We start from the raw sequence: 18060 nt of genomic DNA, 5'->3' as shown, positions 1-18060 counted from the left end.
GTGGCGAGCCGCAACGGCTCACGGGGCACCGACGACGATGCCGCTGAACAGGAGTGCGCGGCGCTCGGACCCACCGGCGTGCAAATCTCTTTGGGTCGGCGCGCCCAACGGCCCGACATGGGAATCGAACTCTACGCGCTCGACGGCTGTCCGTACTGCGAGAAGGTCCACGACGCGCTCTCTGAGGCGGGCGTCGACTACGAGACGCAGTGGGTCGACGCGCTCCACTCGGACCGAAACGAGGTCAAGCGCGTGAGCGGCCAGCGCGGCGTTCCGGTCCTCGTCGACGGCGACCGCGGCGTGACGATGTCCGAGAGCGAGAACATCCTCAGGTACGTCGACCAGACGCTGGCATGAAGATATACACCGGGCGCGGCGACGAGGGGATGACCGACCTGCGGGACATGACCCGCGTGTCGAAGACGAGCCACCGCATCGAGGCCTACGGGACGGTCGACGAGGTGAACGCGCTCGTCGGCACCGTGCGCCCGACGGGCCACGACGACGTGGACGACGTGCTCGAAGCCGTCCAGAACCACCTCCACATCGTGCAGGCCGACCTCGCCAACCCCGACCCCGACGAGGACGACCCGCAGATAGCCGCCGACCACGTGGACGAACTCGAAGCGTGGATAGACGAGGCCGACGAGGAACTCGACCCGCTCACGTCGTTTATCCTCCCCGGCGGGAGCGAGACGGGGGCCAAACTCCACCACGCCCGCGCGGTGTCCCGGCGGGCCGAGCGCCGCGTAGTCTCGCTCGCGGCCGAAGAGCCCGTCAACGAGGAGGTCGTCGCCTACCTCAACCGCCTCTCGGACGCGCTTTTCGTCTTCGCGCGACTGGTCAACAAGCGCGACGGCGTCCCCGAGGAGTCGCCGACGTACTGAGTCCGAGCGCCCGCTTCGCCCGCCGACGCCGGCGGGCGAAGCGGGCGCTCACGAGGATAGTGGGACCAGGACGGACGAATCGTGCCCACGGTATCGCCGTCCCGGATGGGGCCAGACGCTGGGACCGACCACCAAGTGTGGCCTGCGTTCCCAGTTTTAGGTATGCCTAAGAATCACTAAAGTGTATCGCTCTTTCTCAGACATGTGATACTCGGTACCGCGCGACATAACCGTTTTCTCGTCGCCGGGACTATCCAGAGGTATGAACCGACATTTCACCGACGCGCGGTACTACTTCCGACGGGGGTTCGAGCACCTGTACGCGGGACTCGACGAGGAGACGGCACCGCTCCGTCGCCGCCTCATGGCGGCGCTCGGGCGCGAGGTCGAGGACGAACCGGAGCCGACGCCGCAGACGCGACGGGAGCGCGTCGAGTACGGGGCGCGCCGGGCGGCGACGCGGAGTCGCCGGGCCGCCGGGCGGGTTCGCCGTCGCGTGCGGCGACCCGAGTAGGCGCGTTCGCGCCCCCCGAATCGGGGCACAACGTAAGTCTTAATTGGCGGCGCGGGAAATCGAAATCGTAGCCGGGTTGGTGGTCTAGCCAGGTTATGACGGCTCCTTCACACGGAGCAGGCCGGCGGTTCGAATCCGCCCCAACCCACTTTCTGATTCCTCGCAACGACGAGCGACAGCGAGGAGTCCGTGGAATCGAAAGTGGTGACGGCGGATTCGAAGCAGGGAGCGAACGGAGTGAGCGACCGAGGTTCGAATCCGCCCCAACCCACTTCTCTCACTGGCTCACTTCAAAATCGATATTACAACCTCATAGTCTGAATCGACGGTTCGTGCGTCTGCGCCTTTCACAGAACTGTGAATGGGGAAGACCACACGCCCACCGCGAAAGCGAGCGCAAGGATTGGATCTAAAACGGGCATCGACTCTCCTGACAACATCGGTGTGACGGTGTGATGCGGACGCCACGAGGAACTATAGTACCAACCTCGTTTCTGCACGTTTGACCGAGAAAAACTGATACGGTTAGTATATAATCACTATGAGAATGGGATTAGCAGATTCGTTCCGTGAGCATATTTGGAAGGCAGTTGCTACCATTTTTGCCGCACTCCTCACTACTCCCCTCGCGCTCTACATCGGAGAATACTACGGGTTGCTAAATGTAGCAAGCTTCAACCCACCTATCTCAGTCACAGACTGGGCAAGAATCTATGGAGCAGTAGGTTCACTCATCCTCTCAGGGTCGCTTCTGACAGTCTATGTCCTTATGTCGCAAACGCAAGGACAGCAGGTGAAGGCAATGGTTCAACAGAGGGAATGGATGGAGGTACAGCATCGGCCAGACATACTCATCACGAGCTATGAAATAGAGGATACAGTCACACAAGCAAGAGAGAAAGTTCGTCTAGCGGTCGAAAATCTTGGTAATGGGGTAGCCAAGGACCTTTATCTCAGATGTGACGTTCGGGTATCAGGCAATGAATTAAGCTCTGAACCAGTGCAAAATGCCGAGTTCGAGATAGATGGGGACCGCTTTGGAATTAAGCCGCATTTTGGGTGGCTCAGACCATTGGGGCAAGCGAACAAAGTTCCTTTCCAACCATATTCTAAACAGACGAGTGGCGGTTATATTCATGCAGGGGAAGAGTCAAAAGAGCTTGAGGCGGAGGTTTGGCTGTATCTCTTAGAAGAGAACGATGATGGAGAGCTTCAACGAACAAAAGGTATTGGCGTTCAAGACGCCATGCTCTTACTCCATGAAGCAGGTATTGATAGGGCGATTGTGCAGGTGTCACTGATATATCGTGATATGGGAGGGAATATTGGTGGTGAAAAGGTGTTTGCGAACGGTGGCTCATTGGATTCGCTATACACGCTCAAAGGGATTCACGGTGCCTCTGGCGTTGCACACCTCAATATGTCAGACATACTCCGAGAAGTGGCGGAAGAGAATCCCTTCTCAGAAGATTCGGAGAAGTGGATAAGAACAGACAACAGATGAATATTCACGTGCTCCTTTGAAGAGCACTCGTGCTTTCTCAGTCCATGCTCAGCACACCACTTCCGAATGCTTGAGTCTGTATCTGTGGTTTTGAATGGTGCTGGTCGAAGCGTCTGACCCTCTCGAATCGAGGTACTGTTCTACGGCTTCTTCTGGCGCGAGTGTTCGAGTTCGCTCATATGGGTGTGCACTCGCTGACTTGCCAAGGTCTCGAATCCGCCCCAATCCACGTTCTGATACCTCACAACGCCGAGCGACAGCAAGGCATCTATGGAGCCGAATCCGAAACTATCAGTTGAACAATAAAAAACAAAAACGTCGCCCGCCGAACACCTACGCGATATCGTCCAGCGAGACGGCGCTCCCGCGGTCGACCGTAATCCACGAGGTGGTCAACTCCTCCGACTTCGGGGAGAAGACCGTCAGTTCGGTCGGGTTCTCCGGGTCGTCGTAGATGCATTCGAGGTCGAACACGGGTGCGTCCGCCAGTTCGCCGGAACTGTGGGGTGCGGCCGTACTCATCAGATGGATACGTCCGTCTTGCAACTCGCACACAGCGCGTCGCCGACCGCCTCCGTCGGGACCGAGGTCCCGCATCGAGGGCACCGAGAACGGGTGCGCGAGTACTCCGTGTACGGTGCGATCCGCGAATTCTCGTTGGATTCGCTCATACACGACCAAATACGACACGGGTACAAGAAGTTTTGGATATTGTGAGTGTGTTTTCTCGTATTCGACCCCGAATGTCACGTCAACACCGATTGTAGTTCGAACTACGCAACGTCAGGCGCAAATCGATACCCGAGTGGGAAGTCTGGAACGGCGGTTCGGGACGGTTCCCGAGACCGTCGCCGACGGGACACCGTCCCGGTTTCGAAACGCTCAGTCGCTCCCGTCACTCAAACTGTCAAGACGTTCGAATAAACGAGAGACTACCCCGTTAGCTTCGGCGACTTACTCGCTTTTCTGACAGTTAAGGAATAGCGTCTCGCGTGAAATGTCGTGTGTCGTGAACTGTTGCGAGAAAATCGGTCAAGAGGCCACCAGTATCGGAATCAGAGACAGACTAACCGTCTACACCGTCAGGTAAACTGACAGCCCGCGCGCGAAACTATTGAAACTATCTCGTCACCTTTTGCCGGCGGCGTCGGTAGATTGTCATTGCAGACACATGAGCACACGAACACGTATCGCCGGCGTCCTCGTCGTCGTCGCTCTCGTCGCGGCGGCGGCGACGGGGACCGGACTGGCGGCGGTCGACACACAGCAGGCACAGGTAGAACAACCGACCCAGACACAGACACAAACGCAGACGCAGACACAGACGCAGTACTGTACGTATCCGAGCAACGGGACCTACGAATCGTTCGGGGTGAGCAACCTCTCCGCGCCGTCCGACGTCGAACCCGGCGAGGAGGTGACGGTGTCGGCGGACATCACCAACCCGAACGACGTGCCGATGATTCAGTGCGTCGAGTTCCGACTCGAAGGCGACGTGGTCGTCCGAACCGGCTGGGCGCTGAACCCGAACGAGACGGAGACCATCGCGTTCGACGTCAACACGACGGGTCTCGAAGACGGGACGTACATCCACGGTATCGAGACGCGCGACTTCGGCGAGCTGACGACGCTCACCGTGGGCGAACAGCCCGAACCCGAGGAGCCGAACGCGACGCTCCAGTTCGACGACCAGGAGTCCGACGGCAGTAACGTGACCGTCGCGAGCGCGAACCTCTCCGAAGGTGGCTACATCGCCATCCTCGACGAGAACGGCTCGGTCATCGGCGCGACCGACTACCTCGAACCCGGTGAGCAGGAGAACGTCAGCGTGCCGCTCCTCGAACCGCTGAACGAGAGCGCCAATCTGACCGCGCAGGCGCACCTCGACACTAACGACAACCAGACGCTCGACTTCCTCACCTCCAACGGGACTGAGGACGGTCCGTACACGGTGAACGGGACGCCCGTCACCGACGACGCAGTCGTGACTGTCGGTGAGGAACCGACTACGGAGGAACCGACTACTGACGAACCGGAGACAACGACGACTGACGAGCCAGAGACCACGACGACCGACGAGCCAGAGACGACAACTGAAGAACCAGAGACGACGACTGAAGAACCAGAGACGACGACTGACGAGCCAGAGACCACGACTACTGAAGAACCAGAGACGACGACTACTGAAGAATCAGAGACCACGACTACTGACGACGAGACAACGACCACCGACGACGAGACAACGACCACCGACGACGAAACGACTACTGACGAACCGATGAGTGAGACTCCGCCACCGACGGAGACGCCCATCCACAACGAAACGGAGAACTGAACCGCCGACTACCGGCCGACTCGGACCCACCACCGGGTCGGCTCGGAGCTATTTTTGACGGCGAGCGCCGGCCCGACCGGCCGACCGAACTCAGCGACCGAGCGCCGCGAGCAGGCCGTCGGGAACGCTGAGGAAGCCGAACCATATCAAAAGCACCACGAGCGCGGTGTACCCGATGGAGATGGCGAAGTCCTTGGCGAATCGCCGGCGAGTGTACGGGTGTGATTCGGCCGATACCGCGTCGACCGCGCCCTTGTGGAGCAACACGAACCCGACCACGTTCGTCAGCCAGTAGCCCGCGACGACGCCCGGGAGAAACCAGCTTCGGGAGATGAGGCTCACCGCGACGCCGAACGCGTAGGCCAGCGGGAGGTTGACCACGAGGTCGTTCCACCACGAAAGCGGAGACAGAATGAACCCGATGGCGGCCAGAATCCCGCCTTTCACGCGCCGCCGTTCCATCCAGACAGATGGCTCGCCAGTAACATCAGTATTGTGAACAGATGGCATTGAACGCCGAGCGCGGGCGGGGACGCGGCGTCAGTCCGTCGTCTCGCGGTCGTCGCCGACGAGCGTGTCGACGAGCGTCGTGAGGTCGGAAACGGCGAGGTCGGGTTCCGGCCCGAACGGTTCCCACGGCGAGTCCTTGCGGTCGACCCAGACGCCCTGCATCCCGGCGTGTTGCGCCCCCATCACGTCGAACCAGCCGGCGGTCGCGTGGGCGATTTCGTCGATGGGCGTCCCGGTTCGGGCGGCCGCGTGGCGGTAGAGCTCCGCGTCGGGTTTGAACACCCCGACCTCGTCGGCGCTGACGACGCCGTCGAGGAGGTCGCGGATGTCGGCGTGGTCGACCATCGAGTCGAGCATCTCGGGGTTCCCGTTCGAGACGACGTAGCAGTCGTAGCCGGCGTCGCGGAGGCGGCCGACCGCGTCGCGCACGTCGTCGAACACGTCGAGTTCGTGATAGACCGAGAGAATCTCGTCGCGCTCGCCCGCCGAGACCGACACGTCGTGGGCGTCCAGCGCGTACTGGAGCGCCGCGCGGTTGACCTCGTAGAAGGGTTCGTACTCGTCGACGTGGTTGCCGACGAACGTGTATTCGAGCGACCGCGACCGCCACAGCTTCGAGACGGGTTCGGGGTCGGCGACGCGCGCGGCGAGCGCCTTCTCGGCGGCGTCGACGTCGACGAGGGTGCTGTACGAGTCGAACGTGACCGTCGAGACGCGGTCGGAGTCGAACGACATACGCGGCCCTACGGCGGCGCGGGTGTTAACGATACGGCGGTCGCGCGGACGCGACGGGAAAAAAGACCGAAAGAATGGGTCGGCGCTCCTGACGAGCGCGGCGGCGGTGGGTCGGCGTCCTCAGCGCTCACCTCCGTCTTCCCAGAGGGTCACGAGGATGACCACGTCCTGCATGTCGAAGGCCGGACTGTCCGTGTCGGTCGTTCCGAGTTCGAACAGGAAGATGGCCTGGTTGTCGGCGAGGTCCATGGTGCGCCCGTCGTCGCTGATGTAGGGGGCGACGAACTCGGCGGCGTCGTCCTGTCCGTTGTAGCCCCGTATCCTCGGGACCCGGTCGCCGTCGCGGAGGACCGCGACCTGTCTGTGGTCGACCGACGAGTCGGCCGTGACGTAGCCGTCGGTGGCGGCGACGATGGCGAGCGTGTCACCGGAGTCGCCAGTCACGCTGAACGAGTGGGACCGGCGGTCGTTCACGTTGTCCCAGTCCGCGGAGTGGTGCGGCTCGCCGTCGACGACGAAGGTGACGGAGACGGGGACGTCGCGCCACCCGTCCGAGATGGCGCTCCCGAGCAGTTTGAACTCGCCCGTGAAGTCGTCCGACGGGACGACCTCGCCGTCGTCGATGTCGAAGTCGTCTTCGGGCTCCGGCGTCGCCGGGGTGGTGTTTCTGACCTCGTAGGTCTCGCCCGTCCCGCGGACTTCCAGCGGGAGGGTGACCGTCGCACCGGGGCCGGACGCCCCGTCGAGGGTGACGGTGACGGAGTCGTGTTCGATATCGGTCACGTCGTCGGGCGCGGTGTACGTGAAGCTCGCGCGGCCGGACTCGTCGGTGACGGCGGTCGCCCCGGCGGTCGGGGCGACGGTGCCGCCGAGCGGGGTCGACGGGCTGACGGTCAGCGTCGCGCCCGCGGCGGGCGCGCCGTAGCGGTCGAACGCGCGGACGGCGAGCGTCTCGCGGCCGCCCGAGGGGACCGCGGCGTCCTCGCCTTCGACCGCGATGGCGTAGGCGGCGGGGTCGGGTTCGACGGCCTCGCCGACGCCGAGGCGGGCGACGCGGAAGTCGTAGCGGACGCCCGCGTCGAGTTCGATAGTGACGACCGCGTGGTCGCCGCTGGCGACGTGGGAGACGACCTGCGCGTGGGGTTCCTCGGCCATGAGGTCGACCCACGCGTCCTCCGAGAGGTAGGTCGGCACGGAGATGCGGACCGGGTCGGTGGCGTTGTACACCGGCAACGACTCGGAGCGCACGGAGACGGGCGCGAGCGCCACGGTGTCGCCGGCGGTCGTGTGGCCGTCGAGGTCGCCCTCGAAGAACACGAGCGTGACGGTCGTGCCGCGGACGAGCGACTGGCGGTGGACGACGGGGGTGCCGTCGGTGTCGAGGTACGAGACGCCGCTTTCGAGCACCATCCGCGCCTCGTCGCGCTCGGCGTAGTTGGCCTCGTAGACGATGGCACCGGTCTCGTAGGTGCGGGTCGTGCCGTCCCAGAACACCGCTTCGGGACCGACCGCGGAGACGCCCGTGACCGTCACGGTGTCCGCGCCGTCGACCCGGAAGGTCCCGACGCTGTCGGGCGGCGAGACCACGAGGTACCGCTCGGGGTACGACACGTCCGAGTCGACCGCGACGCGACTGCCGGACTCGTCGCCGGAGACGCGGAACACCTGCGAGTCGAGCGACGCGAGGTCGGTCGAGACGCTGGCGCTGTGGTCGGCCTCGTCGCCGGCGGTCCAGACGGGCGTGCCCGCGAGTTGGACCACCGCGATGACCGACACGACCAGCCCGAACGCGAAGACCAGCCCGAGGATTTCCGAGACGCCGCGGGAGTCGAGAGAGAGGCGAGACACGGCTCAGACCTCCTTTTCGGGCGCGTTCAGTTCGGGCGCGTCCTCGTCTTCGATAGAGGAGTCGGGCAGGTAGATGCGGACCGCCGCGGTGATGGTCACGTCGTCCTCGGCGGAGATGGCGGCCTCGCGGCCGCTGACCATCCCGCTGTCGGAGGTTATCACCACGTCCGTCTTGGTCGAGGCGATGTTCGCGCCGACGACGAAGACGTTGCCCTCGGCGTCGACGACGATGTCGCCGTCGCCGAGCATGACCACCCCGTTGAGGTTGACCCCGCCGCGCGCGGAGACGACGTCGAGCGCGCCGTTGTCCTTGACCCCCGAGAGGCCGGCTCCGGCGAGGTCGACGCCGTCCGTGCCGTCGATGCGGATGTCGCCCTTCCCGCTGATGTCGGCGCTCCGGGCGCTGACGAAGCCGTTCGTCGAGACGACGCGGAGGCTGTTGCTGTCCTGTGCGACCGTCACCCCGGCGTTGTCGAGGTCGATGTCGCCGCCGGCCTCGATAGAGAGGCTGGCTTTGCTTCCCTGCGTGACTGACGCGCCGGAGAGGTCGATTTCGTCGCCCGCGGTCACGGTGATGTCCTTGCCCGACACCGAGGTGACGCTGACGCCGACCGCGGCCAGCGAGCCGCTTCCGGCGTCGACGTCGATTTTGCTGTTCGAGCCGGTGGCGACGACGTCGACGTGGAGCGAGACGCCGTCGCCCGCGAGGGTGACGTCGCGGTCGGAGACGATGGTTCCGGTGCTCGGCGGGACGACGAGCCGGTCGGTGCCGGCGTCGTATTTCACGTCGCCGCCCGTGCCGGTGTTGTTGACGCGGTAGTCCGCGCCGTCGAACTCGCCGTTGCCGTCGACGTCGGCGTAGACGAAGCCGGGGTCGTCGACGGCGGCCACGAGCCCGCGGAGCGGGTCGGTGACGCCGCCCTCGCGGAGCTGTACGTCGAAGGTCACGCGGTCGACGGTCGCGCCCGCGGCGTTCTTGACGACCACGTCGAACTCGTCGTTGACGACGCCGTCGATGCTCCCGGTCGCGGTGTAGACGAACGTCGCGCGGCCGTCCGAATCGGTGACGGTCGAGACGGTGCCGGTGTCGCGCGCGACGACCCGGCCGCTTTCGGCGGTCAGGCCGGGGCTGGCCCTGACGACCGCGTTGGGGACGGGGTTGTTCTGCGCGTCGCGGACCTCGACGACGGCCCGGTGGCTCGCGCCCGGCGGGACGACGGCGTTGTCGCCCTCGACGTCGACGATGTAGGCGGGCGCTTGGAGCGCGCCGGGTGTGTCGATGCCGACCCGCGAGAGCCGCAGGTCGTAGGTCTTGCCGGGTTCGAGTTCGACCGTCAGGGTGTTGGAGTCGGTGCCGGTCGCGTAGGCGATAGAGCGGACGTTCGGCTCGTCGGCCAGCAGGTCGCGCCACGCGTCTTCGGAGAGCTGAGTGGGGACCGAGATGGTGATTGGCGTGCCCGCGTCGGTGACCGTGATGTAGTCGGTGCCGGCGCTCAGGGGCACGACGCCGAAGGTGGTCGCCTCGCTCGTCGCGGTGTCGATGTCGCCTTCGAGGAAGACGAGAGAGACCTTGGTTCCGTCGACGAGCGACTGGGTCGCGCCGACCTCGCTCCCCGCGTAGGCGGTGTACTGTGCGGTCCCCTCGTGGACGAGCGAGGGCTCGCTCTGGAGGTACCGGTAGTCGGGGCGGTAGACGAACTGCTGGGTGTCGAACGCGTGTTCGGAGCCGTCCCAGTAGGTGCCGGTCTCGCCGGTCGCGACCGCCCCGGAGATGCGGGCCGTCGCGGGGTCGGTCGTCCGGAGGCTTCCGGAGCCGGCGGCGGGCGAGACGAACAGCGCGCGGGTCGGGTAGTCGACGCCGGCGTCGAGGGTCGCGCGGGTCTGCCGGCCGTCGACGGCCTTCGCGACGCTCTCGTCGAACGCGGCGAAGTCGGTCTCGGCGGCCGTGAGGTGTTCGAACTCGGTCTGTTGGTTCCACGCGGGGACCGCCGAGACCTGCACCATCGCGACGAGCGAGACGACGAGCGCGAACGCGAGCATCGTGCCGAGGATGGCCGAGGCCCCGCGGCGGTCACCGCGGAGGTGCGAGCCGCGGCGGGCTTCGCCCGCGACGAGCCCGCGCAGTACGTGCCTGAGGGGCGATTGTGTGTATTGGGTGTTGTTGGGAGTGTTGTGAGTCATGGCCTTACACCAGTGCGAAGGCGACGAGCGCCAGCGCGGACAGTCCGAGGGCGTACTTCAACCCGCTGAGGGCGCTGTTGTCGGCGAGTTTGCCGGCGAGGAGCCCGCTTCCGACCGCCTGAATCAGCGCGGAGTGGAAGAACACCACGTGGAAGTTCGCCAGCGGGACGGAGCCGATACCGATGGGGAGCGCCTGCCCGTTCGACGCCGTCGTGGGCGCGGTCATCTCGGCGAGCGGGGCGAGGTAGCTCGCACCGAGCATCAGGATGACGAACAGGTAGACGAAGTACCCGATGACGACGATGGCGATGTACGAACCCATCGCGCGACGGCGGGACTTCTCCAGTTTGTAGCGGTTGCGGGTGTCCTCCGCGGCGACGCTGAGGACGCGCGAGAGGTCGCCGCTGGTGCGGCCGCCGCTGGCGATGAGCCGGATGACCCGCGAGAGTTGCGGGACGTTGAGCCGGGTGGCGAACGCCATGAGCGCCGCGTGGGCGTCGTGGTTCCAGCGGATGTCGTTGCGGAGCGCGCGGAGTTCGTCCGCGAGCGCGCCGTTCGACCAGCGGGAGACGAGCGCGAGCGACTCGACCAGCGAGATGCCCATCTGGTTGGCGCTCGACAGCAGGTTCAGCGTGTCGGGGAAGCGCCGTTCGAGGGTGCGCTCGCGGCGGGTCCGAAGCTCGTGGAACACCGTCAGCGGGACCGCCACGATGGCGAACGGGAGGACGACGTACCAGACCGTCGTGTTGTACGGGTTCGTGAGCATGGCGTCGAGGCTCGGCGTCGCGAGGCCGAGCACGTAGACGGCGACGACCGACAGGAGCGCGACGGGCACCGTGAAGGCCGCCGAGAGGTACGGCTGGCGGCGCATGATGTCGAGCGGGTCGCCGATGAGCGTCCGAAGCTCGTACACCGCGTTTTCGAGGCGGTAGTCGTCGAGTCGCTCGTCGACGAAGCCGCCGTCGGAGGCGATTCCGTCGCTCCCCCAGCGGGCCTCGCGGGCGCGCTGGACCTCGCGGCGCATCGCGCCGAGGAAGTCGACCACGACCGTCCGAATCTCTTCGAGGACGGTCACGTCGTGTTTCGTCCGGACCGTGTCCTGGGTGTACGGCGAGGAGAGCACGTCCACGAGGAGCAAGAACAGCCCCATCCCGAGCGGGAAGATGAGGTAGTTCAGCGCGTACAGCTGGACGAGCGTGTCGCCGCCGAGGAAGCTGATGACCATCAGGGTGACGATGAGCAGGAGCGGCGCGGCGACGAACGCGGCGACGAACACCTCCGAGAGCATCGACAGCGTCTCGATGAAGTCCTCCTGTTCGTCGCGGGCCTCTTCGAGGTACGTCGCGGACTCGCGGTCGAGGAAGGCGGTCACGTCGCCGCCGGAGTCGAGGACCGACAGCAAGTCGTCGAGGAACTGCTCGAAGTTGATCGAGGGCGTCAGGTTCCGGGAGTTGCGGAGCGCCGTGAACAGGTCGTTACCGAACAGGTCCATGTCGCGGGCGATCATCTCGAACTCGCGGGACACCTCGCCGTAGTCGGGCGCGTCGGCGACGGAGCGGATGACTTCGAGGAAGCTCATCCCGCCGTGGCTGAGCGCGTACATGTAGACGATGGCGTGCGGGAGCAGGATGTCGATGCTCCGGCCGCGCATCTCGGCGCGGCTCTTGGGGAGGTAGTACCGGGCGTAGTAGGTCCCGGCGGCCGCCAACCCGCCGACGAGGCCGACGAGGACCACGCCGAGGATGGGCACCTTGTAGGGGGAAAGCGGGGCGACGTATCGCGCCGCGATGCCGAGGCTCACGGGGCTCGACGCGTTCGCCAGCACGCCCGTGCGGGCGAGGACGAACGTGAGCGCGAGCCCGACGAGCGAGCCGAACGCCGCGGTGACGACCGCCAGCTTAATCGACTGGGTGAGATACAGGTCGTAGGTCGTGCCCACGCGGGTCTGGTTCAGCCAGCGCTGGAGGTCGCGGTGGCCCGCCGGGTGGCGCTTGAAGTACGTGCGGACGTAGCCGTAGCGCTGGCGGAGTCGCTCGACCTCCTCGGGCGACTCGTCGAAGTGTTCGCGCGGGAAGTACTGCTCGACCTCGTAGTCGGGCAGGGGAACCGACGCCGACGAGTCAGCGGGCATCGTCGGCCTCCCGGTCGTCGTCGTCGGTCACGGTTTCGGCGTCGTCGGGTTCGTCGGCGACCGAGCCATCTGAGGCGTCGGAAGCGTCCGAAGCGTCGGAAGCGTCCGAAGCGTCCGAGGCGTCATCGGCCGGCGCGGGGCCGGCCTCCGCGATATCGTCGAACTCGACGGCGTCTGCGACGACAGCGGAATCGGCTTCCGCGTCGTCTGCGCCGACATCAGCGTCGTCGCTTTCGGCGGCGGGCGCGGGTTCGGGGGCGGCCTCCGCCTCGGCGGCGTCGGGCGTTTCGTCGCCGTCAGCGTCGTCGTCTAACTCGATGTCGAACAGGTCCGCGAGGAGCCGCTCGGTCTCGGGCGAGACCTCGATTTCGTCGTCGTCGAGGTCGTCGGCCGGGGCGTCAGCCTCGTCGGCCGCGTCGTCGCCGTGTTCGTCGGCCTCGTCGTCGACGGAGACCAGCGAGGTCTCGGCGTAGACGTGCGCGAGGAGGCCCTCGCGGTCGCGCTCGAAGCGGCGAATCATCGCCGACACCGTCAGGTAGTCGTCGACGCCCGAGGCGGCGATGTACCGGAGCACGTCGGCGCGGATGTCGAGTTCGTACTTGAGGTCGGCCTTCGTCCAGCCGCGCTCGGCGGCGATTTCGTCGAGGACGACGGAGTCGCCGACGCGCTCGTGGGCGTCGTTTTCGGGGTTGCGCTTGAACACGTCGCGGAGTTCGACCTCGCCGTCGTCGTCGACGCCGGCGATTTCGGTGACGGCGATGTTCCGGCGGGTCCGGTCGCCGTCGAGGTGAATCTGCTTTTGGACCGAGATGATGTCGAGGTCCGAGAGCATCTGGGCGGGCACGCCGAGGGGCTCGTTGCGCATGCGGTGGACCACGCCCTCCGAGGAGTCTGCGTGGAACGTCGTGTACGCGGTGTGGCCCGTGGCGATGGAGTGGAAGAACGTCAGGGCGACGCGCTCTTCCGTGCGAATCTCGCCGACCAGCAGGTACTCGGGGCGCTGTCGGAGCGCGGCCTGCAGGAGCGCGTACATCGACACCTCGCCGCGGCCGTCGGCAGTGAACGTGTCGCGGGTGACCGACTGAATCCAGTTGTCGTGCGGGAGGGTGATTTCGCGGGTGTCCTCGATGGAGACGACCTTCGCGTGGCCGGGGACGAAGAAGGACACCGCGTTCATCGAGGTGGTCTTCCCGGAGCCCGTGCCGCCCGCGAAGATGAGCGAGCGGTTGTTCTCGATGGCGAGCCAGAAGTACGCCATCTGCTCGACGCTGAAGGTGTTCCAGCGCACGAGGTCGACCGGCGACAGCGGCACGTCCGAGAACTTCCGGATGGTGAAGTTCGACCCGCGGGTGGCGATGTCGGAGCCGAGGGTCAACTGGACGCGCGAGCCGTCCGGGAGGCTCGCGTCCACGAGCGGGTCGGAGACCGTCACTTGCTTGCCCGCGCGTTGCGCGAGGCGGATGGTGAACGACGAGAGGTCGCCGTCGTCGAAGACGACGTTCGTCGGCACGTCCCGGTAGACGCTGTGGAAGACGTAGACGGGCACGTCGTCGCCGTCACAGGAGATGTCTTCGATGCCGGGGTCGCGCATCACGGGGTCGATGCGGCCGAAGTGGATGAAGTCCCGAAGCAGGAAGTAAAACAGCTTCCAGAGCGACCCCTCTTCGACCGTCGCGGCGTGTTCGGAGATTATCTCGCGGGCCTCCTCGTCGAAGACGTCCTCGCGGTCGCCGTCGGCGTCGAGGTCGCGGTACAGCAGGCTGTTGCGCAGAATCTTCGTCAGGTCCTCGCGCACGAAGTCCTCGAAGGGGTCGAGGAGCGGCTCGCTCACGTGGTACCGGTGTTCGCGCTTCTCGTGGTCGTACAGGATGGAGACGAACGCGAAGGGCTTGTTCACCCAGTAGTGTTCGATGGCCTCGACGCCGTCGAGGAACGCGAAGTCGAAGAACTTGTCTTCGATGAACGCCTCGGAGGGCGCGGGCGCGAACGCCGTCTCGTCGTCGATGGCGGCGAAGAACGCCTTCACCTCGCGGAGGACGGCCTCCCGGAGCGTTTCCGGGCGGTCTTCGTCTTCCGCCTCGTCTTCGACGGGGTCGGCGGGGCCGTACTCGATGCGGTCCGACGCGGGGACCGGGAGTTCACTCGCGCGGGCGGCCATCGCCTCCGGACCGGTCGTGGGGACCAGTTCGGCGGTGCCACCGTCTGCTCGGAACGATTCTTCGCCATCGCGGCGGTCAGTCTGGGAATTCTTGTCAGGAGACGCCATTCTCTGGAAATACTGAACGGTAGGAACTACTGTAAGTATGGAGCGACTAGATGTCCGAATTCGGCAGGTTAGGCCGGGACTACCGCCGAATTCAGGGATATAACTGGGCCGCGTTCGGCGGGGGAGTTAGACCGGAACGCCCCCGAAATGACCCGGCGAGGGCTGACAACCGACTGAGAGTACTGCCCCTCGCGGCCGGCGTCCCCGGCCGGCGCGTCGGCGAGAAACGGCGACATTCAGCGGAATTGGAGTGTTAACAATAGACATAGGCCGTCTGCCGGCGGAATTCGCCCCTTCAGCCCCGTCGTGGCCTTGCGATTTCGGTCCTTCCTAGCGGGTGGAAACGGGACGAACCTTCAAGAGACGAGGCGTTGTATGTAAGGATGTATTATGGATATTGCTGATATCGCCACTCCTGATTTCATCGAGGTCGACGTTGACGAGCGATTAGGCAAAGTCCGCTCCATCTTCGAGCGGGAAAACCCTAAGGGCATCATCGTTCAGGACGACGGCGAGTACGCGGGCGTCATCGGTGAGAAACAGCTCATCAACTCGCACGTCGAGGACAACACCAAAGCGGCCGCGCTGACGAAGGCCGTCCCCAAGATAGACCGTCACGAGAACGTGCGCGAGGTCGCGCGCATGCTCGTCGAGGGCGACACGAAGGTCGCGCCGGTCTACGAGGGCGAAAAACAGTACGGCATCATCACGCAGGACGCCATCCTCGAAGCCGTCCTCGACAACCTCGACGCGCTGACCGTCGAGCAGATTTACACCGACGACGTGGTCACCGTCGGCGAGCGCGACCACCTCGGGCAGGCCATCAACCGCCTCCGCGAACACGGCGTCTCGCGGTTGCCGGTCGTCAACGACGAGGGCCGCCTCGAAGGTATCCTGACCACCTACGACCTCGTCGAGTTCATGGTGCGCGACGAGGGTCGGCAGGGCAAACAGGACCGCCGCGGCGACACCGACCGGATGCTCGACCTCCCGGTCTACGACCTGATGACCAGCCCGGCGCGCACGGCGACGCCCGAAGAGAGCGTCCGCGACGCGGTCGCGCGCATGCTGGAACACAACATCGCCGGGCTGGTCGTCACGCCCGCCGCCGACGACGGCGAGGTCCTCGGCGTGGTGACCAAGACCGACGTGCTCCGCGCGCTCACCTACACCGAAGAAGAGCAGATGGACGTGCAGGTCACGAACATCGGCCTCCTCGAAACGCTGAGCCGCGCCGACATCAACTCGGCTATCACCGAGGTCGCGGACAAGTACCAGCGGATGAGCGTGCTCCACGCCCACGTCCGCTTCCACGAGCACAAAGAGAAGCTCCGCGGCACGCCGCTCATCCAGTGCCAGATTCGGCTCCGCACGAGCCACGGCCAACTGGCCGGTAGCGGCGAGGGCTACGGCGCCGAACACGCGTTCCACGTCGCGCTCGACAAACTCGAACGCAACGTGCTCGAAGTCAAGGGCTTCGAGGCCGACGAGCGCTACCGCGGCCAACTGCTCCGCAAGCTCAACGACCTGTAACGCAGTCGCCCGGCGCTCATCGGCGCGCCCGAGACGAAGCAGAAACTGAAGACAGGAGCGGGATTCGGCCGGGTCGTCCGCCCGGCCGCGTCGACCTTTTTCTACACGTCCGCCGCGGAGAGCCCGCGGTCCGTTATCTTGAACGTCGCCGTCTCCCCGGCGGGTTTCGCGCGGTGTTTCTCCAGCGTCGCCCGGCGGTTGCCGCCGCGGAAGCGGTCGAGACGGACGACGGTCCCGGTCCAGTGTTCGAGAGTGTGGCCGCCGAGCGCGCGCGTCCGGTCGGTGTCTGGGTCAGAGTACACCTGGTTCGTCAGGACGACCGCGAGGTCGTGTTTGCGCGCGAGCGACAGCAGGTGCGTGACCTGCCGTGCCACCCGGCGAAGCGCCTCGCCGCCGTCGCCCTCGGCGGTCCGTTCGAGCCGGTAGAACCCGGTCGCGGAGTCGAGGACGATGAGGTCGGCGCTGGCGGCGAACTCCTCGGCGTCGCGGACGGCCTGTTCTTGGTCCTCGAAATCGTACGCCTCGCTTATCATCAGCCGCGAGGTCACAGACTCCACGTCCTCGGGGGCGACCGCCTCCGCGAGCTGTTGGAAGCGGTCGACCGACAGGCCCTCGGTGTCGATGTAGACGACGGTGCCGCCCGCGGCGGCGACCCGGACCGCCGCCGAGAGCGCGACGTTGGTCTTGCCGGCCGCGGAGGGACCGTACACCTGCGTGACGGTGCCGCGTTCGAACCCGCCGTCGAGGAGGTCGTCGAGCGCGTCACAGCCGGTGGAGACTGACTCTGTCACGTCTGGTGGTGCGAGCCACCGGCCGAAAAAGACCCCGGTCGCCGCGCACGACGCTTTATTCGTCGCCGCCGCCAAAGACCGCCCGTGATAGTCGTCGCCACCGCGGACTTCGACCTCTACCACGAGGCCGTGTCCGAACTGCGGAGCCGAGGAGTCGCGTTCACGACCGTCGAGCCGGGCGACCCCCTGCCCGAACGGGCGGAGGTCCTCCTCACCGGCCCCGACGACGATGTTGGCGGCGTCGACGCCGACGTGACCCGCGTGACCGCCACGGGCGACGACGTGCGCCGCGCCGTCGACGAGGCGCTCGCGAGCCTCCGCGGCGACGGCGGACAGACCGTCGTCGGCGTCGACCCCGGAACCAGACCGGGTATCGCGGTCCTCTCGGGCGAGACGGTCGTCGCCGCGTTCCACGTCCCGCTTTCGGACGCCGTCGAGGTCATCCGAGAAGAGACCGACGACGCGGTCGACCCCGTGGTCCGCATCGGCGACGGCGCGCGCTTACAGGGCGCGAAGCTCATCAACGAACTCGACGGCGTCGCGGTCGAACTCGTCGACGAGACCGGGACGACGCCGTACCTCGGAAGCGGCGCGCGCGGCATGGGCGACGTGCTCGCCGCGGTGAACATCGCCCGCCGGGACGGCGAGCGCATCGAGTCCCGCGAGATAGAGCCGACCGAGGGCGAGCTCACGCGCATCAAGGCGCGCTCGCGGGAGGCGTCCGAGGACAACCGCACCATCGACGAGGCGCTCGCCCGGCGCGTCGCCGGCGGCGAGCTGAGCATCGACGAGGCGCTGGACGAACACCGCTCGCGCGAGGAGTGA

At 65.8% G+C, this 18060-nt stretch carries 15 protein-coding genes and 1 tRNA gene; 8 read left to right on the top strand and 8 right to left on the bottom strand.

Annotation, left to right across the window (positions count from 1 at the left end; all coding sequences use genetic code 11):
* Positions 1-117 precede the first annotated feature (117 nt).
* From C438_RS12245 to C438_RS19380, 5 genes are all read left to right on the top strand, one after another.
* Positions 118-357, top strand: coding sequence for a glutaredoxin family protein (locus C438_RS12245; protein WP_004969721.1), 240 nt, complete (start codon positions 118-120; stop codon positions 355-357).
* Positions 354-887: a cob(I)yrinic acid a,c-diamide adenosyltransferase gene (locus C438_RS12240; RefSeq protein WP_004969720.1), complete on the top strand. Its 534-nt coding sequence runs from the start codon at positions 354-356 to the stop codon at positions 885-887. Before C438_RS12245 ends, C438_RS12240 begins: the two co-directional genes overlap by 4 nt.
* Before the next feature lie 262 nt (positions 888-1149).
* Positions 1150-1401, top strand: a complete 252-nt coding sequence (locus tag C438_RS12235) for a hypothetical protein (RefSeq protein ID WP_004969719.1) — start codon at positions 1150-1152, stop codon at positions 1399-1401.
* A 73-nt stretch (positions 1402-1474) separates the two neighbouring features.
* A tRNA-Val gene (locus tag C438_RS12230) sits at positions 1475-1549 on the top strand.
* A 399-nt stretch (positions 1550-1948) separates the two neighbouring features.
* Positions 1949-2905 carry a hypothetical protein gene (locus C438_RS19380; protein ID WP_152421771.1) on the top strand — a complete coding sequence of 319 codons (957 nt, stop codon included), beginning with the start codon at positions 1949-1951 and terminating at the stop codon, positions 2903-2905.
* A 333-nt stretch (positions 2906-3238) separates the two neighbouring features.
* Here the strand turns inward: C438_RS19380 and C438_RS12225 are convergent, their stop codons facing one another.
* Entirely contained in the window at positions 3239-3427 is a 189-nt protein-coding gene (locus tag C438_RS12225) for a DUF7511 domain-containing protein (protein WP_004969718.1), read from the bottom strand.
* 649 nt (positions 3428-4076) lie between these two features.
* Here C438_RS12225 and C438_RS12215 point away from each other — a divergent pair.
* On the top strand, positions 4077-5240 hold the full coding sequence (locus C438_RS12215) for a DUF7282 domain-containing protein (protein ID WP_004969716.1): 1164 nt from the start codon (positions 4077-4079) through the stop codon (positions 5238-5240).
* 90 nt (positions 5241-5330) lie between these two features.
* Here C438_RS12215 and C438_RS12210 read toward each other — a convergent pair whose 3' ends face one another.
* From C438_RS12210 to C438_RS12185, 6 genes are all read right to left on the bottom strand, one after another.
* The gene (locus C438_RS12210; protein WP_004969715.1) at positions 5331-5702 is read right to left on the bottom strand and encodes a hypothetical protein; all 372 of its coding nucleotides are present in this window, start codon (positions 5700-5702) and stop codon (positions 5331-5333) included.
* 78 nt (positions 5703-5780) lie between these two features.
* On the bottom strand, positions 5781-6485 hold the full coding sequence (locus C438_RS12205) for a haloacid dehalogenase type II (RefSeq protein ID WP_004969714.1): 705 nt from the start codon (positions 6483-6485) through the stop codon (positions 5781-5783).
* Between the two features lie 120 nt (positions 6486-6605).
* A complete protein-coding gene (locus tag C438_RS12200) occupies positions 6606-8333 on the bottom strand; it encodes an Ig-like domain-containing protein (protein ID WP_004969713.1) in 1728 nt (575 codons plus the stop codon).
* A 3-nt stretch (positions 8334-8336) separates the two neighbouring features.
* Entirely contained in the window at positions 8337-10514 is a 2178-nt protein-coding gene (locus C438_RS12195; RefSeq protein ID WP_004969712.1) for a hypothetical protein, read from the bottom strand.
* Positions 10515-10518: 4 nt separating this feature from the next.
* Positions 10519-12645 carry a type II secretion system F family protein gene (locus C438_RS12190; protein WP_004969711.1) on the bottom strand — a complete coding sequence of 709 codons (2127 nt, stop codon included), beginning with the start codon at positions 12643-12645 and terminating at the stop codon, positions 10519-10521.
* Positions 12635-14911 carry a type II/IV secretion system ATPase subunit gene (locus C438_RS12185; protein WP_049918021.1) on the bottom strand — a complete coding sequence of 759 codons (2277 nt, stop codon included), beginning with the start codon at positions 14909-14911 and terminating at the stop codon, positions 12635-12637. The genes C438_RS12190 and C438_RS12185 overlap by 11 nt, the downstream gene beginning before the upstream one ends.
* A 390-nt stretch (positions 14912-15301) precedes the next feature.
* On the opposite strand from C438_RS12185, the gene C438_RS12180 reads away from it, so the two are divergent.
* Complete coding sequence (locus C438_RS12180) at positions 15302-16444, top strand: CBS domain-containing protein (RefSeq protein WP_004969709.1); 1143 nt, start codon at positions 15302-15304, stop codon at positions 16442-16444.
* A 101-nt stretch (positions 16445-16545) separates the two neighbouring features.
* On the opposite strand, the gene radB is transcribed toward C438_RS12180, so the two are convergent.
* Entirely contained in the window at positions 16546-17235 is a 690-nt protein-coding gene (gene radB / locus C438_RS12175; protein WP_004969708.1) for a DNA repair and recombination protein RadB, read from the bottom strand.
* Positions 17236-17319: 84 nt separating this feature from the next.
* On the opposite strand from radB, the gene C438_RS12170 reads away from it, so the two are divergent.
* A complete protein-coding gene (locus tag C438_RS12170) occupies positions 17320-18060 on the top strand; it encodes a hypothetical protein (protein ID WP_004969707.1) in 741 nt (246 codons plus the stop codon).

The sequence above is a fragment of the Haloferax denitrificans ATCC 35960 genome, assembly GCF_000337795.1.
Taxonomy (GTDB): Archaea; Halobacteriota; Halobacteria; order Halobacteriales; family Haloferacaceae; genus Haloferax; species Haloferax denitrificans.
Note: the sequence above shows the minus strand (reverse complement) of the source record. Positions and strands in the feature narration are given on the sequence as shown.